This window comes from Mammaliicoccus sp. D-M19, assembly GCF_022386695.1.
Classification (GTDB): domain Bacteria; phylum Bacillota; class Bacilli; order Staphylococcales; family Staphylococcaceae; genus Mammaliicoccus; species Mammaliicoccus sciuri.
On record NZ_JAJNHW010000001.1, the window covers coordinates 458,948 to 483,865 of the forward strand.

General features: G+C 31.4%; 22 protein-coding genes. 4 read left to right on the forward strand and 18 right to left on the reverse strand.

Going from position 1 to position 24,918, the window contains the following annotated elements; all coding sequences use genetic code 11:
- Window positions 1–13 precede the first annotated feature (13 nt).
- From LQ675_RS02350 to LQ675_RS02375, 6 genes are read right to left on the reverse strand one after another with little or no spacing between them, the layout of a single operon-like run.
- Window positions 14–1,855: a cation:proton antiporter family protein gene (locus LQ675_RS02350; protein ID WP_058592506.1), complete on the reverse strand. Its 1,842-nt coding sequence runs from the start codon at window positions 1,853–1,855 to the stop codon at window positions 14–16.
- 10 nt (window positions 1,856–1,865) lie between these two features.
- Window positions 1,866–3,248: a magnesium transporter gene (gene mgtE / locus LQ675_RS02355; protein ID WP_025905662.1), complete on the reverse strand. Its 1,383-nt coding sequence runs from the start codon at window positions 3,246–3,248 to the stop codon at window positions 1,866–1,868.
- A 31-nt stretch (window positions 3,249–3,279) separates the two neighbouring features.
- A complete protein-coding gene (locus LQ675_RS02360; RefSeq protein ID WP_208182895.1) occupies window positions 3,280–4,140 on the reverse strand; it encodes an RluA family pseudouridine synthase in 861 nt (286 codons plus the stop codon).
- Between the two features lie 2 nt (window positions 4,141–4,142).
- A complete protein-coding gene (locus LQ675_RS02365) occupies window positions 4,143–4,946 on the reverse strand; it encodes an NAD kinase (protein WP_048542013.1) in 804 nt (267 codons plus the stop codon).
- 11 nt (window positions 4,947–4,957) lie between these two features.
- Complete coding sequence (gene yjbM / locus LQ675_RS02370) at window positions 4,958–5,593, reverse strand: GTP diphosphokinase (protein WP_048542741.1); 636 nt, start codon at window positions 5,591–5,593, stop codon at window positions 4,958–4,960.
- A gap of 5 nt (window positions 5,594–5,598) precedes the next feature.
- Window positions 5,599–5,955 (reverse strand): UPF0738 family protein, encoded by a 357-nt coding sequence (locus LQ675_RS02375; protein ID WP_025905666.1) that lies wholly within the window; start codon window positions 5,953–5,955, stop codon window positions 5,599–5,601.
- A 135-nt stretch (window positions 5,956–6,090) separates the two neighbouring features.
- Between LQ675_RS02375 and LQ675_RS02380 the strand changes: the two genes are divergently transcribed.
- The 3 genes from LQ675_RS02380 (at window position 6,091) to LQ675_RS02390 (ending at window position 7,939) form a co-directional block, all read left to right on the forward strand.
- Window positions 6,091–6,669, forward strand: a complete 579-nt coding sequence (locus LQ675_RS02380) for a CYTH domain-containing protein (RefSeq protein WP_239726645.1) — start codon at window positions 6,091–6,093, stop codon at window positions 6,667–6,669.
- Window positions 6,670–6,764: 95 nt separating this feature from the next.
- Window positions 6,765–7,124: a globin domain-containing protein gene (locus tag LQ675_RS02385; protein WP_049319860.1), complete on the forward strand. Its 360-nt coding sequence runs from the start codon at window positions 6,765–6,767 to the stop codon at window positions 7,122–7,124.
- A 20-nt stretch (window positions 7,125–7,144) separates the two neighbouring features.
- Window positions 7,145–7,939 (forward strand): DsbA family protein, encoded by a 795-nt coding sequence (locus tag LQ675_RS02390; protein ID WP_058592510.1) that lies wholly within the window; start codon window positions 7,145–7,147, stop codon window positions 7,937–7,939.
- Window positions 7,940–8,437: 498 nt separating this feature from the next.
- Here LQ675_RS02390 and pepF read toward each other — a convergent pair whose 3' ends face one another.
- The 4 genes from pepF to spxA form a co-directional block, all read right to left on the reverse strand.
- Window positions 8,438–10,243: an oligoendopeptidase F gene (gene pepF, locus LQ675_RS02395; RefSeq protein ID WP_239726644.1), complete on the reverse strand. Its 1,806-nt coding sequence runs from the start codon at window positions 10,241–10,243 to the stop codon at window positions 8,438–8,440.
- 41 nt (window positions 10,244–10,284) lie between these two features.
- Entirely contained in the window at window positions 10,285–11,274 is a 990-nt protein-coding gene (locus tag LQ675_RS02400; protein ID WP_058592512.1) for a competence protein CoiA, read from the reverse strand.
- A 52-nt stretch (window positions 11,275–11,326) separates the two neighbouring features.
- Entirely contained in the window at window positions 11,327–12,016 is a 690-nt protein-coding gene (gene mecA / locus LQ675_RS02405) for an adaptor protein MecA (RefSeq protein ID WP_048542004.1), read from the reverse strand.
- Window positions 12,017–12,167: 151 nt separating this feature from the next.
- Window positions 12,168–12,563: a transcriptional regulator SpxA gene (gene spxA, locus LQ675_RS02410; RefSeq protein WP_025905673.1), complete on the reverse strand. Its 396-nt coding sequence runs from the start codon at window positions 12,561–12,563 to the stop codon at window positions 12,168–12,170.
- Between the two features lie 334 nt (window positions 12,564–12,897).
- On the opposite strand from spxA, the gene trpS reads away from it, so the two are divergent.
- Window positions 12,898–13,893 carry a tryptophan--tRNA ligase gene (gene trpS / locus LQ675_RS02415; protein WP_048542003.1) on the forward strand — a complete coding sequence of 332 codons (996 nt, stop codon included), beginning with the start codon at window positions 12,898–12,900 and terminating at the stop codon, window positions 13,891–13,893.
- Window positions 13,894–14,167: 274 nt separating this feature from the next.
- On the opposite strand, the gene LQ675_RS02420 is transcribed toward trpS, so the two are convergent.
- The 8 genes from LQ675_RS02420 to LQ675_RS02455 form a co-directional block, all read right to left on the reverse strand.
- Complete coding sequence (locus LQ675_RS02420) at window positions 14,168–15,790, reverse strand: peptide ABC transporter substrate-binding protein (protein ID WP_058592513.1); 1,623 nt, start codon at window positions 15,788–15,790, stop codon at window positions 14,168–14,170.
- A gap of 44 nt (window positions 15,791–15,834) precedes the next feature.
- On the reverse strand, window positions 15,835–17,475 hold the full coding sequence (locus LQ675_RS02425; RefSeq protein ID WP_058592514.1) for a peptide ABC transporter substrate-binding protein: 1,641 nt from the start codon (window positions 17,473–17,475) through the stop codon (window positions 15,835–15,837).
- Between the two features lie 194 nt (window positions 17,476–17,669).
- The gene (locus LQ675_RS02430; protein ID WP_239726641.1) at window positions 17,670–18,383 is read right to left on the reverse strand and encodes an ATP-binding cassette domain-containing protein; all 714 of its coding nucleotides are present in this window, start codon (window positions 18,381–18,383) and stop codon (window positions 17,670–17,672) included.
- 11 nt (window positions 18,384–18,394) lie between these two features.
- Window positions 18,395–19,012, reverse strand: coding sequence for a hypothetical protein (locus LQ675_RS02435; RefSeq protein WP_239753233.1), 618 nt, complete (start codon window positions 19,010–19,012; stop codon window positions 18,395–18,397).
- Between the two features lie 261 nt (window positions 19,013–19,273).
- Window positions 19,274–20,929 carry a peptide ABC transporter substrate-binding protein gene (locus LQ675_RS02440; RefSeq protein WP_058592517.1) on the reverse strand — a complete coding sequence of 552 codons (1,656 nt, stop codon included), beginning with the start codon at window positions 20,927–20,929 and terminating at the stop codon, window positions 19,274–19,276.
- 89 nt (window positions 20,930–21,018) lie between these two features.
- Entirely contained in the window at window positions 21,019–22,689 is a 1,671-nt protein-coding gene (locus tag LQ675_RS02445) for a peptide ABC transporter substrate-binding protein (RefSeq protein ID WP_107603510.1), read from the reverse strand.
- Window positions 22,690–22,877: 188 nt separating this feature from the next.
- Window positions 22,878–23,843, reverse strand: a complete 966-nt coding sequence (locus LQ675_RS02450; protein ID WP_048541993.1) for an ABC transporter ATP-binding protein — start codon at window positions 23,841–23,843, stop codon at window positions 22,878–22,880.
- Window positions 23,843–24,916: an ABC transporter ATP-binding protein gene (locus LQ675_RS02455; protein WP_049319851.1), complete on the reverse strand. Its 1,074-nt coding sequence runs from the start codon at window positions 24,914–24,916 to the stop codon at window positions 23,843–23,845. Before LQ675_RS02455 ends, LQ675_RS02450 begins: the two co-directional genes overlap by 1 nt.
- Window positions 24,917–24,918: the final 2 nt, after the last annotated feature.

Sequence of the window (24,918 nt, forward strand, 5' to 3'; positions counted from 1 at the left end):
TTTACAAAGTTTATTAAATAAATTCCATATCTTGTTTTAATTGTGAAACATATTCTTTTGATCCTGTCACAATTAACTTATCTCCATATTGTAATTCAGTATCACCATGAGGTACGATTGAATCTTTGCCTCTAATAATACGTACAAAGATTACGTCCCCAGCAAATGGGAATGATCTTAACAATACATTATGATAACTATGGTTCTTCATCTCTATCTCATATAGAGAAGTTTCCACGTTACTTAATAAGTTCAGCATATTTGGAGATTCAATTAATCCTTTAAGTAAGATTTTATTACTTAAGAAACTACTAAAGAATTCAATATTTTTACCTTCAAATGCTTCATCTTCACTACCATTTTCTTGTTTACAAATAATTCTTTTAACGCCATGATTATGCGCCATTAAAGCAACTTGTTTGTTGATTTGATCATCATTTGCTGAACATACAATGATATCTGAATCAAATAAGCCTAATTCTAATAGTTCCTCTTCAATATAATCATCTAACTCAAATGTTTTAATACTTTCATCTAGCTTTCTATTATCTGAAAGATCTTTTCTAAAGAACATTGAAGTTTGATAAATGTGAGAATGTATACTTTGAGCAACTGGGATCGATAATTGGTTTTTACCAATAAAGCTCACTTTAACAATTTTCTTAGTTTCTTCAGGCATTGGGAACATCTTCTTAAATACAATCGGTACAAAGACACATGTGATAACCGCACTTAGAATAAGTATGCCAGATATTTCTGAACTGATTGTTCCAAGTTGTTCAGCGATTTTTGCTGCTGCGATTACAAGTGACAATGTTGAAGTTAATAGGAATGCCGAAGAAATTGTTGTTTTACGGTCATACCATTTACCTATAAATGCTACTGGAATCAGCTTAGAAATTAAAAAGGCAATAAACAGTAAAGGTATGATAATTAATAAACCTGGCTCTTGCACAAGTGACGGAATGTTTAAATTCACACCTACCATAATGAAGAATATTGGAATAAAGAAACCATATCCAAATGAGTCTAATTTCTCTACCATATCTTGGTCAGGCCCTAATAACGATACGATAACTCCTGCTAGGAAGGCACCTAATATATTTTCAGCGCCTACTCCTTCAGCTAAACCAACGAGTAGAATAATGAGTGCAAACACTGCACGAATACCTATTTGAGTTGTACCTGAAGTTAATTTTTTTAAGAATGGTGATTTTTTAAATAAACCACCCATAATATAAAAGATAAAACTAAAGACGATTAGAATACCTATAAGCCATAACGGTGAGTCACCTTTAGCATTTATTGTACCGTAAACTGTTAATAGTAACATTGTTGCTAAATCTGCTACAACTGCAACTAACAAGATAAACTGTCCGATGCTTGTATGCATAATATTCATTTCTTTTATTGTTGGTACAACTACGCCCAAACTAATTGTCGAGATGATGATAACCATCAATAATACGTCGTCTATTAAACCAGTCCATTTGAATATAAAGGCTAATAAAATAGATAAAACCATAATTAAAGAAAATACGACGCCCGTTAAATATAAATTACTTGGAATATTATTTCCTTCTTGTTCATCAGAAGTTTGTTTCGTCTTAAACGCGTTAAAATCAATTTCTAAACCACTTAAGAACATTAAAAATATAAAACCTAACGTCGATAAGATAGATAACCATGCATCTTCTTTTACTAATCCAAATAAAGAGTCACCTATGATTATCCCCATTATGATTTCAGCAACGACAACAGGTAAGAAAGAAATTTTCAACCTATTTACAAGTATAGGTGTTAAAAATGCAGCAATAACAACAATAACTAGAGATGTAAAACTAGAATGCTCCATATTATTCTCCTTATATTAGATAAGACATAAATGCTGTTGCTAAACCAAAGTAGATTAACATACTGACAATGTCGTTTATTGTCGTAATGAATGGTCCACTTGCAACTGCAGGGTCAATATTCATTTTATTCATAAACATCGGTATAATTGCACCCATTAAAGTACCTACAGTCATCGCTATTGTTAAACTAACTGAAACGATAAGCGCCAATACAGGTTCACGATATAATAAGACAATTATAATGAATAAACTTATTGCACAGAAGAAACCAGTCAGTAGTCCTGAACCAGATTCACGAAGTGCGAGCTTAAATTTGCTTTGTTCATTTATTTCACCTGTTGATATATTACGTACAGATACGGCAAGAGATTGTGTACCTGAGTTACCACTCATACCACTAATGATAGGTATAAATGCTGCAAGAAGTGCAACTTGTGAAAGTGTATCTTCAAATTGTCCTAGTATGGATGCTGTGATCATGCCTAAAACCGTTAATATTAATAACCAAGGTAAACGTTTCATAGCTGTTTGGAAGACTGAATCATTTGTAGAGTCGATGTCAGATACACCCGCTAATTTAGAGTAGTCTTCACTTGCTTCTTCATCCATAACGTCCAAGATATCATCAATTGTAATGATACCTAATAAATGATCTTGATAGTCGATTACAGGTAACGCAATCAAGTCATAATCTCGCATTGTTTGTGCGACGTCTTCTTGGTCATCAGCTACATTAGAACTGATAACACGTTCACTCATAATTTCTTCAATATATGCATCATTTTCAGCGACAATTAAGTCTCTTAATGAGATAACGCCTGCTAATTTTTTATTTTCGTCTACAACGAAAATAACATATATTGTTTCCGCTTCAGGTGCTTGTTCTTTAACATAGAACATCGCTTCTTTAACAGACATTGTTGAATATACTGAAATAAACTCAGTGGTCATAATACCACCGGCAGTATCTTCTTCATAATGAAGTAATGCTTTAATTTCTCTAGCATCTTCACGATTCATGAGTGTGAGTAAAGTGGCTATTTTACTTTTAGATAATACATTCAAAATATCAACTGCGTTATCGTATGACATGTCACTTAACATTTGACTTGCATAATTAGCATTCATATTTTGAAAAATTTCTTCGTATTCTTCATCATCTAACTCAGTCGTTTCAAAGAAGTCAGCTACTTCTAACGGTGAAAGGAATTGATATATTTTTTGTTTGAGCTCATTATCACATATTTCAAAGTATTCACCTTGGTCATATGTATGCATATTTAAAAATTCTTCTCTAAATTGGTCTATTTCATCATTTGCTAATAGTTCGTCTAACTTTTCTTTATCAAAAGCTTCGTCTTCGATGTAATTTTCATTATTTTCATTAACCAACTTTGCCACCTCCTCATAAAAATACAATTTATTATATCATACCTACACTGCTTAGGTTATAATGTATTTCATCAACAATATGCAATTGTTTCAAAGTGATTGGATGTATAAATTCTATATGATTGCACTGCAGTAATTGATGATCATATTGACCATCTTCATATCCATATAAACTATCTCCTATAATTGGATAACCAATATGTGCAAGATGTACTCTTATTTGATGTGTTCTACCTGTAAAAAGTTGTAATTTAAGCATGCTATTTTCAGAATCACCATCTAAATATTCATATTCTGTATGTGCAAACTTACCTTCTTCAGAAACTTCTCTTTCTATAATAGAATGTTTAGCACGTGCAATTGGTGCTTTAATAACACCTTTCTTCGGTGCAACAACACCATGTACAAGTGCAACATAGTATTTACTTATTGTCGTATTTGAAACCATGTGATGTAATAATTGATGCTTCGCAAATATAACTATACCACTTGTACCGCGATCTAAACGTGTCACTATATGTGGAATTGTTCGTTCACCATTCATTAGCATATAGCTTAACACCGCTTCAACTAAACTATTATGAGGATGTTCTCTAGAAGGCGCTGTATTCATCATGGCAGGTTTAGAAACGATGATAAACCATTCATCTTCAAACAAAATATTTAAATCAAACGTAAATGGTTCTAAATTATGACTAGGAGATTCATTTGGTAAGTGAATCTCAATTTCGTCACCTTCATGAATTTCTTTTCTAACGGTAGCGTGTTCTTTATTCACTAATAAAGCGCCATTCTGCTTAATGGCGCTTAAACTCTTTTTAGAAATGCCTTTATCATATAAGAATGTCTTCAAAATCATTGAAGAAGCTGATCGATATTGTAATACTTTCATGTTTAATCCTCATTTGAAATAAATGAATCATGTACTCTTTTCCAGAAAGGAAATGGTCTAAATCTCGCAAAGCGGACTTTTTCATTTGCTACTCTATATTGAATAGATTCAATATTTTTATGTTTAACATTTACATGATCAATCGTAACTTGTAATGTATCGTGATTTACTGGATGTATATGACAAACGTGATGTTTAGGTAATACAAGCGGAGAACCAACCGTTCTAAAGACACGGTTATTAATAGAAGCTATTTCAGCTATTTGCATAGCTTCTAGTGATGGATGTATAAGTGCCCCACCTAAAGCTTTATTATAAGCCGTTGAACCAGATGGTGTTGAAACACATAAACCATCACCTCTAAATCTTTCAAACTGCTCGCCTCTTAATACTAAATCTACAACTAGTGTTGCGCCATTATCAGTTTTAATAGTTGCTTCATTTAAAGCTAAATATCTCGTTTCATATCCGCCTTTTTTGTAGCGAATTATAACTTCTAATAATGGATATTCTATAACTTGATAAGTTGAATTGTTAATTTCAATAATGAGTTTTTCAACTTCATGAGGCAACCAATCAGCATAGAAACCTAAATGTCCAGTATGTACACCTACGAAACTGACATCTCCTAGCATATGACTATATTGGTGAAATGCTTGTAATAAAGTACCATCTCCACCAACAGAAATTACGATATCGGGTGATTCTTTGTCTTCAACCATATTAAAGTCATTCATATGATTTTTCATTTTATACATTAAAGCATTCGATTTTGAATCACCTTTTGATAATATATTATATTTCAAAGCATTCACCCCTAATCGTGTTTGTGTTTATTACTTTTCTGTCTGGAATAATATTTCTGTGCTTCTTGAATTTCTTCACGTATTTCAGACATTTCTTCATCTAATAAAAATGCTGCCTCAGCTGCTCTCTCAAGTCTATTTCTTATTTCAGGAGGATAATCACCATCATACTTATATCTTAAGGTATGTTCAATCGTCGCCCAGAAATTCATCGCTAATGTTCTAATTTGAATTTCTGCCAAAATATTCGTTTGACCATGTAACGTTTCAATTGGATAACTGATAATTACATGATACGAACGATATCCACTTTCTTTTGTATATTCGATATAATTTCGTTCTTCTACAACTTCAAAATCTTGTCGTTGTCTTAATAGTTCTACAACGATATCTATATCATCAACAAACTGACACATCATTCTTAAACCCGCAATATCATACATTTCCTCTCTTAATCGATCAAAAGGAATATCACGTTGATTTGCTTTATCTATAATACTTGAGATGGGTTTAACACGACCTGTAACAAACTCAATTGGCGAAGGTTTATCTGAAGATTCATATTGTTTACGTAACCCCTTCAATTTAATCTTTAATTCGTCAATTGCTTGTTTATATGGTGCCAAAAATTCTTCCCATTGATTCATAACCATCACTCCGCTTTGTTTAATTCAAATGCTTCCTCTACCGAAGCTACAAACGCTTTACCATAGTTGTGATTATCTGCGATGTTATCTAATAAAAATTCCATTTCTTCTTTAAATGAAGTTAATACTAAATGATCGTTGACGATGACCTCTTTGTCGAAGTGTTCATGAATCATTGACCATGTTTCCTCTACAAATAATAAATAATGGTATTGTTCACCGCTATCAAGCATATATACAAATGCATGATTATCGCTATCTACAATCATATGCTCTGCTGGTTCTAATCCCTCAGTTGGTTGGTCTGTATAACATTTGATTTGATTGTCATTTATTTTAATTTCATTTACATAAATACGCATTGTTGTTCCTCCTTATTCCAATCTATTTTAACACATTTTAATTTAAACATTCATATCATCAAGTCAATTTTGTATAATTACTTGTTTATCCGTAAATCTTCTATAATAATAGTGTAAAAGGAAGTGTATATCAAAATGGGACAAGAACTCGAAATTGAATTCAAGAATATGCTCACGCTTGAAGATTATGAATTAATCAAACAATATTATTTTAAACAAAGTGAGCCTTTTAAACAAACAAATTACTATATAGATACAAATAATCATGATATTATGTCACAAAAAATGGCACTACGAATACGTGAAAAGAATCATAATTATGAAATGACTTTAAAAGTCCCACAAGAAGTTGGTCTTCTAGAATATAACGAAATACTTGAGGATATTCCTAAACAAGGTGAACGTTTAAACAAACAATATCTTCCAGAAAACATTACTGAAATATTAAATAAGTTTAATATTCCACTAAATGACCTGAGACAACTTGGTGATTTAACGACTTATAGGTTAGAAAAAGATATTGGCACAGGACTTTTAGTATTGGATCATAGTATTTATTTAGGTATTGAAGATTATGAATTAGAATTCGAAGTTAAGGACTATGATAAAGGCAAAATAGCTTTTAATAAAATTTTGAATGACTTGAATATAGAAAGAAATATTCCAAATAATAAAGTGGTACGCTTTTTCAATGCAGATCGCAAAAGAACATGAATTTACTTTCGTTACAAGTCGAAATACTTTTAAAAATTTAAGAACATGTTATATTAATATTATCGATAATGAAATAAGCAAGAAAAGGTGAAATTATGACCCCATATGAAGTAATCGACCCCCAAGATTTGTACGACATGATTGATCACTTTTATTATCTCGTAGAACGCGATAATCGTATTAATCATCTTTTCCCTGGTGACTTTGCAGAAACGAGTCGTAAACAGAAACAGTTTTTAACGCAGTTTTTGGGTGGTCCAGCATTATATACAGAAGAACACGGTCATCCGATGTTACGACAACGTCATTTACCTTTCAGAATTACGAATAAAGAAAGAGATGCCTGGCTAGAGAATATGCTTGAAGCCCTTACCCAATCTCGATTAAATAAAGATATACAAGAATATTTATATGAAAGACTCAAGCTAACTGCAAACCACATGGTTAACGCTTAATATAGTTGAAGGTGGATAATATGGCCGAAGAATTAAGACTAATCCATGCTAATGAACAAAATAATATAGATTTAACACCTGTAAGCAAAATCGAAATTTATTCATTTTTTGATCCATTTTGCGAAGATTGTTTTAATCTATCAGCTACATTAGCAAAGTTAAAAATTGAATATCAAAAATATGTTAAAATTCGTCAGATTTTGAATCCCTCTCTAAAAGTTTTGACTAAATGTCAGGCTCAAAGCACATGTGAATTTGATAATGTAGCTTTAGCATTTAAAGCAGCAGAATTACAAGGACATAATAGAGCGAGCAGATTTCTAAACTTAATTCAGAATGAAATTATACCTCATGAAAAAATCATTACAACTGAGCTGATTAGAAAGTGTGCGTACAAATCTGGAATTGATTTATCTGTATTTATTAAAGACTTGAAAGAGCAATCATTGACTGATAGTTTACAAACAGATTTGCATATTTCGCGTGAGATGGATATCAATATGACACCATCACTTGTGTTCTTTAATGAAGATGTACATTCTGAAGGACTTAAAGTAGAAGGTTTATACCCATATCATATTTATACGTATATCATTCAAGAACTTATTGGAACAGAAGTTGAGAAGCAACTTCCTCCAAAATTACTCGACTATATACAATCGCAATCAATTATTTCTGAACAAGAAATTGCGACAATATATGAATGGCCAGAGAAAATTGTCAAACGCGAATTAAAAAAATTACAACTCCAAAATTATATAGAACAACAAGATTCTGTACACGGAGATTTTTGGAAATTTAAGAAAAGTAAATAATGATAAGTATTAGGATCTGTATCCTTACTTAAATTAATTAGCATCTCATTTCACTGGTTCATCCAGTTAAAAATGAGATGTTATTTTTATGTTTTAGAATAAAGTCGTAAAATAAAAAAAACAGCAGTCATCCATCATTAAAGATGAATAACTGCTGTTTTTTTGGACTTTTATGCCCTACTCAATTTTTAGCATGAAAATTAAGATTCATACTTTATGGTTAAATATACGTCCTTATAACTTATACTCACCACTTAATAGATAACTTTTGGGATGTTAACTATGAATGAACAAATAAATAAAAAACACCGTGTCTGATTACACGGTGCTTAAACAAAGGGGATGGGAGAAATTTTTCACTTCAAACAAAGGGGTATGTTTGTTATGTGATTAATTTCATGTATGTAATATAACATGCTCTGTACACTAAATTCAACAAAAAACATCGGTTTTTTTAATTTGTCACACAGTTGTCATATTGGAAACGTCTACATACATTTATTTCTCTTTTACAAGCTTTTCAAAGGCATTTAGTTTCTGTTCAAAGACTTCCATTGCCTCTTCTATTGGTTGTTTAGATGTCATATCGACACCAGCTTTTTTCAATACTTCTATCGGATAATCTGAGCTACCTGCTTTTAAGAATTCATTAATATATCTCTCAACTGCTGGTTCGCCTTCTTCTAATATTTGTTTACTTAATGCTTGTGCTGCACTATAACCTGTAGCATATTGATAAACATAGAAATTATAATAGAAATGAGGAATACGTGACCATTCTTTGGCAATATTCTCATCTGTCACAACAGCATCGCCGAAATATTTTTTATTAAGTTCTGCATACTCAGAGTTTAAACGATCTGCAGTTAATGGTTCACCATCTTCTACAATTTTATGAATAAGATATTCAAACTCAGCGAACATTGTTTGTCTAAATAATGTTGCTCTAAATCTTTCTAACTCTTGGTTTAGTATATATTTACGCTTTTCAGGATCTTCTAAGTTCTTATCCATATATTCACTTAACAACGCTTCGTTAGTTGTTGAAGCAACTTCTGCCACAAAGATTGAATAATCACTTTCATTTGATTGTTGATGTTTTCTACTGAAATAACTGTGTGCAGAATGTCCAAATTCATGAATTAACGTAAATAAATCAGAAATAGAATCTGTCCAGTTAAGTAAAATAAATGGATTTGTTAAGTGAGCGCCTGAAGAATAGCCACCAGAGCGTTTACCTTTATTCTCATAAACATCTACCCATCTATTATTTAAACCTTCTTCAACTACATCTATGTACGTTTGACCCATAGGTTGTAACGCTTTAACCATCCAGTCTTTAGCTTCTTCATATGGCATCTCAAATGAAGAGTTTTTAACTAGTGGTGTATACATATCATACATATGCATTTCATCTAAACCAAGTAACTCTTTTCTTAAAGCAGTATAACGATGTAACAATGGTAAATGCTTATGTACAGTCGCAATTAAGTTATCGTATACTTCTTCTGGAATAAAGTTATTTGATAGCGCTTGTTCACGAGCTGAGTTATACTTGCGAACTTTTGAACTAAATATAGCAGTCTTAACTTTCCCACTTAACGTTGCAGTTAATGTATTGTTATGACTTCCATATGCTTCATAAACATTATCATAAGCAGATTTTCTTAAAACGCGATCTTCAGATTCTAACAATTTAGTATATGTGCCTTGTGTCAGTTCATGTTCATTACCATCTTTATCGACAGCTGGTTTAAATGTTAAGTCAGCATTATTAAACATACCAAATACATTACTAGGTGTTTGTAATGCTTCCCCTGCTTCAGCTAGAATCTTTTCTTCTTTATCGCTTAAAATGTGAGGTCTTTTCTTATTAAGTTTCTCAATATCAAATTGATATCTTTTTAAATCATCGTTTGATTCAACAAATTCATTTAATGTTGCTTCATCAATAGACATTAATTCAGGCAAAATGAAGCTCCATGCACTCGCAAATTTATTAGCAAGTGTTGCTGCCTTCGCTTCATATCCAGCGTATTTATCATTTGCTGTGTCTTGATCATGTTTCAAATGAGCATAAACATAAACCTTACCTAGTTTCTCATCTATTTCACTATCAAGCAATAACGCTTTATACAATGTTTCTGCACTATCTTTCAAGTGACCTTTGAATTGTTCTTCTTTACCTAAATAGCCTTCTAACTCTTTAAAAGCTTCTTCATATGCTTCGTCAGAAGAAAAGATAGTTGTTAAGTCCCATGTATATTGTTCTTGTTGTTCTTCCCTTGTAATTAACTTCGCCATCTTAATAGCCTCCTTAATATTTCATATTTATAATTTTCTCATTAATTAGTCCATTTTGCACGTGAAATAGCCTTTCGTTTTATAATTGAAATATATGAGTAAAAGGCGCTCAATAGGATTTCTTTCTTAGAATAATGACAATCATAAAATGATCTAAATTCTATGAACTGATAAAATTTTTCAAAAGTAAATGTCTTATTTTTCATTTCTAAAAATAAGTATGATTGCCATGTAATACAATGTGTTAAAAAATATATTTGTTCAGGTACAATAATGCCAATAATCGGGCGTCTCTTCTTATGTATTAAGCGAGCATTATATAATAACGATAGCGTCGGTTCTAATACATTCTTCTGTTTCCTACATTTAGTTAAATATTCTTGGTAAGCCATATCCGTTAATGCTAAATTTGGTATTTTCTTTAACGGATAATCTTCTAATAAATGGTCCCATTGAATTTCCCGTCTATAACCGATAAATCTATGTTTATCAATTGATTGTAAACATTCATATCTTATTAATAAACGCTCTTCAGGATTATAAGTTATAAGTGTTCTTTCTTTATGATTAATGAGTGCTGCTTCAAAATAACTGAGGGTTAATATACCATTCAGATATTTAATATTTTTACCAATCCAAATCACTTTTATATTCATTAATCGAAATCCTTCACTCCTATCCATTAATAAATCAAAGCTAATAGGTGAATATTGAAATTCGACAACAATATTTTTATTAATCATAATGTCGGGAATTTGTTCAATTTCAGATATATAATATTCCATATCTATGTTAACTTTCCCATTTAAGCATGCATAAATATGATGTTTAGATGATATGTGATCAAGAGATTCTTTCTTATAACTATTTCTTAAACAATAACTATCTACTTTATGAGCAAAGTGCGCTACAGTATGTTTTCCTTTCTTGATAACGAGTTCAGATAAACAATCCGGGCACCTATAAATTTCATTGGTCTTAGCGTGTTGTGCATATATTAACTGATTATGTTGATTAAGTCCCATTAACATAAAAAACACCTCTTTACTATATAAAACGTAAAGAGGTACTAAAATTACTTATTTAATTTTTAGGTTCAAAATATCTTCTCACTTGACCCGTAACATTATAACTCATGACAACTTTCGCATAATCATCTAGATATAATTTAGACACTTGAGTTGGATTTGCATATTCAAGTAATTGTCCGTAGAAGTCATTAATAATGTCTTCACTATCTATTTGATCAAATTGTACATAATAATAATATTTGTTATCTAACATGTATAATAAGTCTGTAAATACAATATCTTTATGTTCATTATAATGTGCATATTCAATAATATCTTCTAACTCTTCGAATCTTACAAGTAAGCCTATGTCTTTAGGGACAAATTGTTTTTCAGCTTCTTTCTCATCATTCAAGAGATCTCCAATATTCTGATCAGAATCGAGTGCTTGAGATAAGAAATCATTGACTTGATACTCTAATTGATCATTAGATTCCTCGTCAGTCATATTTAACAGTTCGTCACCTTTAGATTTAGAAACTGTTACTTCAACACCCTTTTCAAATGCATGCACTTGGATCCACAAAGGTCCTTCAACGACAAATTCTTCCTCATCATTGATTTCATCCATCATAGACCAGAAAAATTCTTCGCCACGTTTACGATTTGTCCATAAATCTTCACGTTTGAAACCTCTTGCTTCGATATCTTGATAAGTTATAAATAATTTTACCGTTGTTTCATCAATTCGTTCTATTCTCATAATGTCACACTCCCTTACTCTAGGAATAGTACATTCATTGTATTATAAACAAGTACATTTTAACAGTAATTTGTTCGAACTATTCACAATTAATTTATTGTACAAAAATAGCCCCTGTAAACAGGAGCTATAATGTTAATATTAGACTAAATTAGTCAACCATACGTTGTGCTTCCATTAATTGGAATGTACGCACTTTTCTTGGTAAGAAACGACGAATTTCATCTTCGTTATAACCAACTTGTAAACGTTTATCATCTAAAATAATAGGTCGACGTAATAAACCTGGGTTGTCTTGTATAATTGTATATAATTCTTGTAGAGGTAATGCATCGATATCTACATTTAATTTTTGATATGTTTTAGAACGAGTTGAAATAATTTCGTCTGTTCCATCTTCTGTCATCTTTAAGATTGATTTAATTTCATCTAATGTTAAGTGTTCTGAAAAAATATTACGCTCCGTATACGGAATGTCATGTTCTTGTAACCATGCTTTCGCTTTACGGCAAGATGTGCAACTTGGTGAAGTAAATAATGTTACCATACATCTCACTCTCCTAATTGAATATTATTTATGTTAAACGTCAGTGAACTTATAAGATAAAATACACTTAATTATATATACCCTATATATTACTAGGTTAAACATATATTGCTCACTTGGTTTAATCTTTATCTAATTGCTATAAATATATTATATAACTCAAAGATTAAAATTAAATGAGAAACTGCTAATAATTCATTAAAAAGCACATAAATTATAGATGAATATGTTTATGACGACATATTTATCTAATTACTAGAATAACACAACTTACAAATGAATAAAATACTGTTATAATGATATAAAGAAATTTTGTAGAAAAGAGGCAATTTTAATGGAAACTTTATTTTCAGGTATCCAACCAAGTGGTATCCCTACTTTAGGCAACTACATTGGCGCATTAAAACAATTTAATGAGATTCAACACGACTATGACTGCTTTTTTTGCATCGTAGATCAGCATGCAATTACAGTACCTCAAGATAGACTTAAATTAAGAGAAAACACTCGTAAATTAGCTGCGATTTACTTAGCATCTGGACTAGACCCAGAAAAAGTAACGCTATTCATCCAATCAGAAGTACCAGCACACATTCAAGCAGGTTGGATTTTAACAACAATCAGTTCAATTGGTGAACTTGAAAGAATGACGCAATATAAAGATAAAGCACAAAAACAATCTCAAGGTATTCCAGCAGGTCTATTAACTTATCCACCATTAATGGCAGCAGATATTGTACTATATAATACGAATATCGTACCTGTCGGTGATGACCAAAAACAACATATTGAATTAACACGTAATGTTGTTGATCGCTTTAATACGAAATATAATGATGTTTTAATTAAGCCAGAAATTCACATGCCTAAGTTTGGTGCTAGAATTATGAGCTTACAGGACCCAACTAAGAAAATGAGTAAAAGTGATGACAATCAAAAAAACTTCATCTCATTATTAGATGAGCCAAACGTTGCAGCTAAGAAAATTAAAAGTGCTGTTACAGATTCTGATGGCATCGTTAAATATGATAAAGAAAACAAACCAGGTATCAGTAATTTACTCGTGATATACTCTAGCCTATCAGGTCAATCAATTGAAGAATTAGAAGCACAATATGCTGATAAAGGATATGGCGATTTCAAAGGAGACTTAGCTGAAGAAGTTAAGAAATTCCTTGTAGAATTCCAAGAAAAATTCAATTATTATTATGAAAACAAAGAAGTATTAGATGAAATACTTGATAAAGGAAGAGATAAAGCAAGTTTCGTAGCCAATAAAACATTGAAAAAGATGGAAAACGCTATAGGATTAGGTAGAAAAAGAAAATAATTATAAAAAGAGATGGTCGTGACCATCTCTTTTTTTATGCTAGATTATATTTGATTATTATAACGCACGATATCTCTCAGTCTTCGTGCGTTACACCCTGATTTTGTACCCTAGCGCACGATATCTCCTAGTCTTCGTGCGTTACACCCTGATTTTGTACCCTAGCGCACGATATTTCTCAGTCTTCGTGCGTGCCAAACTACCAGATTCATCTCCAATATAAAAAGCAGTAGAAACTCACATTTAAGTGAATTTCTACTGCTTTTTTAATGTCCTATTTTTCAATATAAGCTTCTTTTAATGTAGAAACGCCTCCGAATTGGTGGTTCACTACGTTTTTAACGTTAGGTTTTTGAAGTTGTGCTACACCGACTTGATAAAGTGGTACAATACCCGCTTCATTTAATAACATACCTTCAGCTCTTTGTAATTCTGAAAGTCGTTTGTCAGGATTGCTTGCTAATGATGAGTCTGCTGCTTTAATAATACTATCATATTCCTTATTAGACCAGCCAGTATTATTATGAGAACCGTCTGTAACATATAGTTCTAAGAATGTCATTGGATCTGGATAATCTGGAATCCAGTTTTCTAGTGACATTTCATATTCACCTTTTGATACGAGATCAAGTTTTTGTTTAAATGGTTGTTGTTTAATTTTAATCGTAACACCATCTAAATTCTTCTCTAATTGTTCTTTAAAGTATTCAGCATCTCGTTTAGCTGTATCTTTATCATAAGTCATAAGCTCAATTGTAAATTTATCTTTACCTAATGCTTTTTTAGCTTTTTCATAATGTTCTTTTGCTTCTTTAACATTATATTGGTTCGTATTTTTCACGCCATCTTGATATTCCTTACCTTTACTATCTTTAACAAAATCTTTTGGTACAAAGTTATCTGTTGGAATAGAACCGTTGTTCAAGTTATTTTTTACGTATGCTTCTTTATCAATTGCTTTAGCAAATGCTAGTCTAAAGTCTTCATTCTTGAATTCAGGTACTGTATCTTCATTTAATTTGAAGTAATACGTTACGGTATCTAATTCTGTATTAAATGCTTTGTCATCTTTATATTTCTTAACTTGCTCTGCTGGTAAATCTACAATATCCAATTTATTAGTTTCATATAAATTTACAGCTGTTGAAGCTTCTTTAACGACTTTGTAGTTAACTTTATTTAATTTAACTTTATCTTTATCCCAGTAATCATCATTTTTTTCTAACGTAACTTTATCATCTGTTTTCCAGTCAGTCATTTTGAATGGTCCATTATATAATGTTGTTTTGACTGTTGTACCATACTTGTCACCTTGTTTTTTAACGAATTTTTCATTTTGTGGCATAAATGTACCGAATGACAATAATTCTTTATAGTATGGTAATGATTTCGTTAGTTCAAATTCTAATGTATGATCATCTACTGCTTTAACACCAAGTTCTTCAGGCTTTTTATCTCCTGAATTAATTTCTTCTGCATTTTTAATATCGTATAAGATATATGCATATTCAGATGCAGTATCTGGATCTACAACTTTTCTCCAAGCAAAGACAAAATCATGTGCCGTTACTGGATCGCCATTTGACCATTTTGCATCATCTCTTAATTTAATCGTCCACTTCTTACCATCGTTCGTAATTTTCGGGTCACCTTTTGCTACTGCTGGTATTGCTTTATCATCTTTATCTAATGTGTAGAGGCCTTCCATTGTTTGGAAGAACATATCAAATGATAAACCATCTGTTGCCATAGCTGAATCCATCGTGGGTACATCACCATTAATTTGTAAGTCTAGCGTTTCATCACTCTTACCCTTACTACCGCCACCCGACGAACATGCACTCAATATGAGTACCGCTACTAACATCATTGTTAAAACTTTTAATATTTTAGACATGTAACTCATCCCCTTAGTTTATATTTAGTTAAACTACTGATTTGTTACTTTTGAACATAGGCATGTTTTAAATCTGTATCTCCACCAAACTTATGTCTTTCAATATCTTTCACATAACTTTGCGTTAATCTTGCATTCCCTTGTTGATAAATAGGTACAATAACCGCTTCATCTAACAATAATGATTCAGCATCTTGCATAGCTTCAACACGTTCTTGTTCTTTATCTAACAATTTATCTCCCGCATCGTTAATTTTGCTATCATATTCTTTATTCTTCCAACCAGTTTCATTCATCACATTATCACTTGTAAATAATTCTAAGAACGTCATAGCATCTGGGTAATCTGGCCCCCATCTACCGAATGAAATTTGATAATCCATGTTTGCTTCTAATTTTAATTTTTGCTTATAAGGCTGTTGTTTAACTTTGATTGTTACACCTGGTAAGTTTTGCTCAATTTGCTCTTTAAAGTATTCAGCATCTTTTTTAGCGTTATCTTGGTCATATGTTAATAATTCAAAAGTAAATTCATCTTTACCAAGTTCTTTCTTAGCAGCTTCTAAATGTTTCTTAGCTTCTGCTTTATTGAATTTATTATCTGTTTTAACACCTTTTGTATAGTCTTCTCCTTTAGTATCCTTTACAAATTCTGTAGGTACTAATGAGTTTGCTGCTTTAGAACCATTGTTTAAATTACTCTTAACATATTGTTCTCTATCAATTGATTGCGCGATTGCCATTCTTAAATCTTGATTTTTGAATTCAGGTACATCTTTTTGATTCATTCTCATAAAGTAAACTCTTGATTCAAGTTCTGTATTATAAGCTTTATCGTTTTTATATTTCTTAACATTTTCTGCTGGGATAAGTGCTTCATCTACATCCCCTGCGTTATACATATTTAGAGCTGTTTGAGGCTCTTTAACAACTTTAAAATTCACACTATCTAATTTCACATTACCTTTATCCCAATATTCTTTGTTCTTAGTTAAAGTATAATTATCTTCTGTCTTCCAGTCAGATAACGTAAACGGTCCATTGTATAGAGTATCTTCAGCAGTTGTACCGTATTTATCGCCTTTTTCTTTTACGAATTTTTCATTTTGCGGTAAAAATGAACCGAATGACAATAATTCTTGGTAATAAGGTAATTCACGATTAAGTTTAATTTCTAATGTTTTGTCATCAATCGCTTTAACACCTAATTCTTCAGGCTTCTTATCACCTTTGTTAATATCTTCGGCATTTTCAATATCAAACATAATAAATGCATACTCAGAAGCAGTCTTTGGATCAACTAATTTACGCCAAGCATATACGAAATCATCTGCAGTAACTTTATCGCCATTCGACCACTTTGCATCTCTTAATTCAATCGTCCATGTCAAACCGTCTTTAGATTTTTTAGGATCACCCTTTGCAATACCCGGAATCGCTTTGTCATTTTTGTCTAACTTATACAACCCTTCCATCGTATTATTTAATGCATCAAAAGACACTGCATCAGTTGCTAAAGATGAATCCATTGATGGAATATCCGAAATAGAAATTAATCGTAACTTTTTGCCATCCCCTGCAGAACTGTCACTTTTATCCTTTCCGTTTCCACCACTACATGCCGATAAAAGTAAAATTATCGACAGAAATACTAAAAAGCTCCACCTTGCATGTTTGTTTTTCATAAACATTTCCCCTTATTCAATTTTTGAAAATTCAGTCATTTCTGAACTTTCTTCAATTATAATGTTAATTTGTTTGTGTCGCAACATAAGTTATCAAGAAATACAATTTTTAGGATTTAATAAAGATTTCATAAGAATAATTATCCAATATCAAAAAATAAACCCTACAAATATTGAATTTGTAAGGTTTATTCCTAGGATTTATTTAGAACTATAGTATTTTCAAAAGCCTCGTCTGGATTTTGAGTATGATTTAATTCTAACCACTTATCATAGTTACCTTCATATACGATTTCTCCATGATCTATAAATATGATATGTGGATTTAAATGTGCTAAATCTTGTAATTGGTGAGTGGCTAATAGACAAATTTTACCTTTATGTATTAATGACTGTAATTTTTCCATTATCATTTTCCTAGATACTGGATCAACACCACTCGTCGGTTCATCAAATAAAAACAGCTTTCTATCCAAGTTTGAAAAAACCACCGTTAACAGCCATTTAGTTTCTCCAAATGACATCTTCCCAATTTTCATTTTTAATAAATGGTCATATTTCTCTTTTTCAATATTTGATAGGCTTTTATAAAAATGATCTTTGAACTTCTTTTTTTCATCCTTAGGAATAATGCCTAAAAATAATTTTATAAGGTCTTCTCCAGTATTATTTGGTGCATAATAATTATATTGTGTTAGAAATGAAATATCATTCAATTTCGGCATATTGATTTTATCGTATTCTGCTTTTAAATGATTCGTTATACAATCGAATAAAGTTGTTTTTCCAGCTCCATTCATACCTATTAATACATTTAATCTGTCAGTTTTTAGGTTAAATGATATATTTGAAAGTACAGATTTATCTCTATTTTTGTATGTATATTTTAAATTTTTCACATAGTACATGTAACCCATCCTTATCTAATAATTTTAGAATTAATATCTAATTTTATAAGTGCATATAAACCAATCACGATGTATAGAACATATATTATAGGAATCATCATGCTAAAATGATTAAAATCATGAATAATCAATTCTCCTAATTTATAAAGGAAATGTAACGGATTAACCCATTCCAAACCAAAGAGATGCATATTAACAATGTAAAATAATGCAAGTGAAAGTATCGTTGAAATAGTTGCAATAGAACTTGCTTTATAGGGCAAAGACGTTACTACTAAGAATATAAATGATATAGGTATGACTAAAAGGATATAAATAAAGGCATATAATAAAATTTTAAAACTAAAGAGTTTAAATAAAATCATAAATAGAATGGTTATAACGCTTATGCTTATAGATAGAATTAAGATTTGAGATACTAATATTGCCAATATAAATGGATACTTTGAGCCGGCCAACATTACATAACTTTTCAATGCGCCAACTTCTCTAATATTTGCAATTTCAACTGCAATGCCATTAAGTAATATCATAATTGTCATAAATGACCAAAATTGGACTAATAATATTTCCTTATCTTCAATAGTCGTAACGCTATTTTGATAAATTGAATAATTAATGATAATCATTAGTATAGGAAAAATGAGCGTCCAAACTAAAGTAATCCTATCTTTCAATGTGGACTTTAAATTAAATATAAGAAACGAATTAAGTTGATTCATAGTTCACTCCAATCAGCTTTTAAAAGCGTGAATTTTCTGACTTTATTTAGTTTAATTATATATAAACTCTATTTCAGTATCAATAAAGTGTTGAAAAATTACTAAATAAATAGGGATATAAAAATCATAAATAACTGATTTTTAATATCCCTAACAATTTGTGCTCAATTATTTTGCACCTTCTATTTCAACGCCTTTTAATGTGTAATCTCCACCATATTTATGATTTTGCCAATTTTTAATATATGGCTGTCTTAATCTTGCAGAACCTGTTTGGAATAATGGAGATATAGATGCTGAATCTAAAAATTCTGATTCTGCATCTTGTAATGCTTTAATACGTTTATCGCTATTTTCTGGTTTCAACATTTCATCTGAATTGGCTTCTTCTAACGCTTTATCATATGCTTTGTTAGCATACCCTGTTTGGTTATGCGGTGAATCTGATGTAAATAAATCTAAGAATGTTGTTGGATCTGGATAATCTGGGAACCAACCTGCAAATGAAATATCAAAGTCTTTTTTAGACTCAAGTGCGAGTTTTTGTTTAAATGGTTGTTGTTTAATTTTTAACGTTACACCAGGTAAATTTTTCTCAACTTGTTCTTTTACAAATTCTCCTGCTTTTTTAGATTCGTCTTCATCATACGTTAGCAATTCAATTGTAAATTTATCTTTACCTAAGTCTTTTTTCGCTTTTTCAAGATGTTCTTTTGCATCTTTTTTGTTATAGCTTAGAGACGACTTCACACCTTCTGTATAATCTTTATCGTCGCTATCTTTCACGAAGTCTTTAATCATTAATGTATCTAACGGTTTAGAACCATTATTCAACAACGAATTCACATAAGATTTCTTATCTATTGATTTCGCGATTGCTTTTCTTAAATCTTCATTTTTTAAGTTCTCATTTTTCTCTTTATTAATTCTGAAGAAGTAACTACCTGATGTTGCTTCAGTAGAAAAATCTTCTCTGTCTTTATATTTTTTAATGTTTTGTGCATCTAACCCAACCATGTCTAACTTACCTGTTTGATACATATTAATGGCCGTTTGCGTATTTTTAACAACTTTAACGTTCACGTCTTTAACTTTTACTTTATCTTTATCCCAATATTCGTCATTCTTTTCAAGCTTCCATTTATCTTCTGGTTTCCACTCTGTTAATTTATATGGTCCATTAGATAATGTCGTCTTAGCTGTTGTTCCAAATTTGTCACCTTGCTTTTCAACAAATTTTTCATTTTGAGGCATATATGAACCGAATGCTAATAAACTTTCCATCCAAGGCACATCTTTAATGAGTTTAATTTGAAGTGTGTGATCATCAATCGCTTTAACACCTAATTCTTCAGGCTTTTTATCACCTTGTGTAATCTCTTTTGCATTCTCTATATTTTCAAACATATATGCAAATTCTGCAGCTGTATCTGGGTCCACTGACCTTTGCCATGCATATACAAAATCATGTGCAGTTACTGGATCTCCGTTAGACCATTTAGCATTATCTCTTAATTGAATCGTCCATGTTTTCCCATCGCTAGACTTTTTAGGTTTATCTTTTGCAACACCTGGTATAGGTTTATCATTTTTATCTAATACGTATAAGCCTTCTAATGTTTGAGCAAAAGTTGTAAATGATACTTGGTCAGCCGCTAATGATGGATCCATAGTTGGTATATCATCACCTGATGATAAATTCAGCTCATTTTTAGATTTGGATTGTTTAATATTGCTACCTTTTTCATCTTTATCATTACTACACGCTGACAAAATAAGCATTAATGAGACAACTATCATAAATATGACTTTATACTTTTTCATTTTTAATGCGCCTCCTCATTATTGTGTCAAACATCGTGAAAATATAAAGAAAAGCAACCAATGTTTCCATTGATTGCTTTCATTCACTTTTATTTAGCTCCAGCGATTTCTACTTCTTTAAGTGAGTAGTCTCCACCGAATTTATGTGGTTGCCAGTTTTTAACGTAAGGTTGACGTAAACGTGCGACACCTTGTTGGTAAAGTGGTCCAATTGAAGCTGAGTCTAAGAATTTAGTTTCTGCATCTTGTAATAATTTAGTACGTTTTTCACTATTTTCATCTTTTAACATTTCATCAGAATTAGCTTCTTCTAATGCTTTATCGTACTCAGCATTTGCATATCCTGTTTGGTTATGTGGACTATTTTTCTTAAATAAATCTAAGAACGTAGTTGAGTCTGGATAGTCAGGACCCCAACCAGCGAATGAAATGTCATAATCGCCTTTAGATTCTAATGCTAATTTTTGTTTGAACGGTTGTTGTTTAATTTTTAATGTTACACCTGGTAAGTTTTTCTCAACTTGCTCTTTAACGAATTCAGCTGCTTTTTTAGATTCATCAGCATCATAAGTTAATAATTCGATGTTGAATTTATCTTTACCAGTTGCTTTTTTAGCTTTTTCTAATAATTTCTTAGCTTCTTCTTTGTCGTAACCTAACGGAGATTTAACGCCATCGATGTAGTCTTTACCATCTTCATCTTTAACGAAATCTTTAACCATTAATTTATCTGAAGGAACAGAACCATTGTTTAATAATGATTTAACATATTGTTCCTTATCAATAGATTTTGCGAATGCTTTTCTTAAATCTTGATTTTCTAAATCTTTGTTTTTAGTTTTGTTAATTCTAAAGAAGAAATTAGATGAGTTTAATTGAGTAGAGAAGTCTTCTCTATCTTTATATTTGTTTACATTAGATGAATCTAATGACACAGTATCTAATTTACCAGTTTGGTACATATTAACTGCTGTTTGTACTTCTTTTACAACTTTATAGTTAACTTCTTTAAGTTTAACTTTGTCTTTATCCCAATATTCTTTGTTTGGTACAAGCTTCCAGTTATCTTCAGTTTTCCATTCTTTCATAATGAATGGACCGTTTGATAATGTAGCATCAGCTGTAGTCCCGAATTTCTTACCTTGCTTCTCAACGAATTTTTCATTTTGAGGCATGAATGAACCGAAAGCAAATAGACTTTGCATCCAAGGAACGTCTTTAATTAATTTAATTTCTAAAGTTTTATCATCAATTGCTTTAACACCTAATTCTTCAGGTTTTTTCTTACCTGCAGTGATGTCTTTAGCATTCTCGATATTTTCAAACATATATGCATATTCAGCTGCTGTGTCTGGATCTACAGTTCTTTGCCAAGCATAAACGAAGTCATGCGCTGTTACTGGATCACCATTTGACCATTTTGCATTGTCTCTTAATTTAATCGTCCAAGTTTTGCCGTCTGCAGATTTTTCTGGATCTGCTTCTGCTACACCTGGTGCAGGATTATCATCTTTATCTAATACATATAATCCTTCTAAAGTTTGGTTAAATGTAAAGAATGATACTTGGTCTGTAGCTAAAGATGAATCCATAGTTGGAATATCTGATGTTGAAGCTAAGTTTAAGACGTTTTCAGACTTTTCGCTCTTAACGCCGCCTTTACCACCTTCGTCACTTTTAGAACCGCCACCACTACATGCTGCTAACGTTAAAACAGCTGCAACGAGTATTGACAATAAAACCGAAATCTTTTTCCTCATATAGCTTTTCCCCCTTGTTTTCTTTCTCCTGAATTATTCAGAAGATTTGTAATTTTATTATATTTTAAAAATGTATGAAAAACAATAGTAATCCATACAATTTTCAAACAATTGAAATAATGCAAAATAAAACCTTCAAAAACCTTATAAATCTAAAAAATGAATATAATATTATTTTTAATATAAAGTTATGCTTCTGTTAAATCGAAGTCTTTATTATAGTTGGCTTTCTTCTCAGCAAATTCTTTTTCAGAACAATATACAAAGTGATCCGGACCTACTTCTCTTAATTCTAGTTTGTCGTCGTCTTCATATTTATGTATATCTGGATTATACGAAGATCTTGTTCTTGTTCGTTCCGAATCAGGGTCTGGTAACGGAATCGCTGATAATAATGATTTTGTATATTCATGTTGAGGATGCTTATAAATTTGGTCAGATGGTCCAAGTTCAACCAATTTACCAAAGTACATCACACCAATTCTATCTGAAATATATTTAACCATTGATAAATCATGGGCGATGAATAAGAACGTAATGCCTTTTTCATCTTGTAGCTTTTGCATTAAGTTAACAACTTGTGCTTGAATCGAAACATCAAGTGCAGAGATTGGTTCATCTGCTATAATGAATTCTGGTTCAACAGCTAATGCACGCGCAATTCCTAACCTTTGTCTTTGTCCACCAGAGAACTCATGTGGATATCTATTAGCATGCTCTTTATTTAAACCAACTGTTTCAAGCAACTCGTAAACACGTTTTTTTCTTTCTTCTTTACTTGAAACTAGTTTGTGAACATCTAATCCTTCAGCAATAATATCCATAACTTTAAGACGTGGATTTAATGATGCATATGGATCTTGAAAAATCATTTGCATACGACGATTAAATCGTAATAAGTCTTTACGCTTTTTGATATTTTGTATATCAACGTTATCAAAGATGACTTTCCCGTCAGTTGCATCATATAGTTTAATAAGTGTGCGCCCCGTTGTAGATTTACCACAACCAGACTCGCCAACTAAACCTAATGTTTCACCTTTAAATATTTGAAATGATATATCATCTACTGCTTTTACCTCATTTTTCTTCCCTACGTTGAAATATTGCTTTAAATTTTGAACATCAATGAGTACTTCTTTTTTATCAGCCATTAGAACGTCACCCTTTCTACACGTTTTGGCTTGTCAAATTGATCTGGTGTTGCTTTTTGTTTTAATTTAACAGCTTCTGGTAATTCTACTTTAGGTGCTCTTTCATCTAACAACCATGACTTCACAAAGTGTGTAGGTGAAATTTGGAACCAAGGTGGCTCTTCCTTAAAGTCAATATCTAAGGCATATTCACTACGTCTAGCAAATGCATCTCCAACAGGTGGCTTGATTAAATCTGGTGGTGTTCCAGGAATAGCCAAAAGTTCTGTATCATGAGATGTTTCTAAACTTGGCATTGATGATAGTAAACCCCATGTGTATGGATGTTTAGGATTATAGAAAATTTCATCAACTGAACCTGTTTCTACAATTTGTCCACCATACATAACTGCTACTCTATCTGCCACGTTTGCTACTACACCTAAGTCATGTGTAATAAAGATAATAGAAGTATCTATTTTATGTTGTAATTCTTTCATCAATTCTAAAATTTGTGCTTGAATGGTTACGTCTAATGCTGTTGTAGGTTCATCTGCAATTAAGATTTTAGGGTCACAAGCTAATGCTGTTGCAATAACAATCCTTTGTCTTTGACCACCTGAAAATTGGTGAGGATAGTTATTAAATCTTTCTTTTGCTTTCGGTAAACCTACTAAATTTAAAATATCTAATGCACGTTTTTTCGCATCTTGTTTAGATAATTTTTGATGCTTAATAAGTGGTTCCATGACTTGCTTACCAATTTTCATTGTTGGGTTGAGTGAAGTCATAGGATCTTGGAATATCATACCAATCTCTTTACCACGAATCTTCTGCATTTCTTTTTCGCTTAATTTTGCAATATCTTTCCCGTCAAACAAAATGGAACCGTCTTTAATTCTACCTACTTTTTTCGGCAATAAACGTGTTAATGCTTTAGTCGTAACAGATTTACCAGAACCTGATTCTCCAACTATTGCTAGTGTTTCCCCTTTATCTAAATAAAAGTCTACACCTCTTACTGCTTGTACTTCCCCCGCGTCAATGTCGAAGGAAACATGTAAGTTATTTACTTCTAATATTCTCTTAGCCATAA

What these genes read in the sequence shown, in the direction of transcription:
- spxA (WP_025905673.1), bottom strand. Translation starts at nt 12,563, where the DNA reads ATGGTAACATTATTTACTTCACCAAGTTGCACATCTTGCCGTAAAGCG.
- LQ675_RS02385 (WP_049319860.1), top strand. Translation starts at nt 6,765, where the DNA reads ATGACCCCATATGAAGTAATCGACCCCCAAGATTTGTACGACATGATT.
- LQ675_RS02360 (WP_208182895.1), bottom strand. Translation starts at nt 4,140, where the DNA reads ATGAAAGTATTACAATATCGATCAGCTTCTTCAATGATTTTGAAGACA.
- LQ675_RS02445 (WP_107603510.1), bottom strand. Translation starts at nt 22,689, where the DNA reads ATGAGGAAAAAGATTTCGGTTTTATTGTCAATACTCGTTGCAGCTGTT.
- pepF (WP_239726644.1), bottom strand. Translation starts at nt 10,243, where the DNA reads ATGGCGAAGTTAATTACAAGGGAAGAACAACAAGAACAATATACATGG.
- trpS (WP_048542003.1), top strand. Translation starts at nt 12,898, where the DNA reads ATGGAAACTTTATTTTCAGGTATCCAACCAAGTGGTATCCCTACTTTA.
- LQ675_RS02375 (WP_025905666.1), bottom strand. Translation starts at nt 5,955, where the DNA reads ATGCGTATTTATGTAAATGAAATTAAAATAAATGACAATCAAATCAAA.
- LQ675_RS02430 (WP_239726641.1), bottom strand. Translation starts at nt 18,383, where the DNA reads ATGTACTATGTGAAAAATTTAAAATATACATACAAAAATAGAGATAAA.
- LQ675_RS02420 (WP_058592513.1), bottom strand. Translation starts at nt 15,790, where the DNA reads ATGTCTAAAATATTAAAAGTTTTAACAATGATGTTAGTAGCGGTACTC.
- LQ675_RS02400 (WP_058592512.1), bottom strand. Translation starts at nt 11,274, where the DNA reads ATGTTAATGGGACTTAATCAACATAATCAGTTAATATATGCACAACAC.
- LQ675_RS02455 (WP_049319851.1), bottom strand. Translation starts at nt 24,916, where the DNA reads ATGGCTAAGAGAATATTAGAAGTAAATAACTTACATGTTTCCTTCGAC.
- LQ675_RS02450 (WP_048541993.1), bottom strand. Translation starts at nt 23,843, where the DNA reads ATGGCTGATAAAAAAGAAGTACTCATTGATGTTCAAAATTTAAAGCAA.
- LQ675_RS02440 (WP_058592517.1), bottom strand. Translation starts at nt 20,929, where the DNA reads ATGAAAAAGTATAAAGTCATATTTATGATAGTTGTCTCATTAATGCTT.
- LQ675_RS02350 (WP_058592506.1), bottom strand. Translation starts at nt 1,855, where the DNA reads ATGGAGCATTCTAGTTTTACATCTCTAGTTATTGTTGTTATTGCTGCA.
- LQ675_RS02425 (WP_058592514.1), bottom strand. Translation starts at nt 17,475, where the DNA reads ATGAAAAACAAACATGCAAGGTGGAGCTTTTTAGTATTTCTGTCGATA.
- LQ675_RS02435 (WP_239753233.1), bottom strand. Translation starts at nt 19,012, where the DNA reads ATGATTATCATTAATTATTCAATTTATCAAAATAGCGTTACGACTATT.
- LQ675_RS02380 (WP_239726645.1), top strand. Translation starts at nt 6,091, where the DNA reads ATGGGACAAGAACTCGAAATTGAATTCAAGAATATGCTCACGCTTGAA.
- LQ675_RS02390 (WP_058592510.1), top strand. Translation starts at nt 7,145, where the DNA reads ATGGCCGAAGAATTAAGACTAATCCATGCTAATGAACAAAATAATATA.
- yjbM (WP_048542741.1), bottom strand. Translation starts at nt 5,593, where the DNA reads ATGAATCAATGGGAAGAATTTTTGGCACCATATAAACAAGCAATTGAC.
- mecA (WP_048542004.1), bottom strand. Translation starts at nt 12,016, where the DNA reads ATGAGAATAGAACGAATTGATGAAACAACGGTAAAATTATTTATAACT.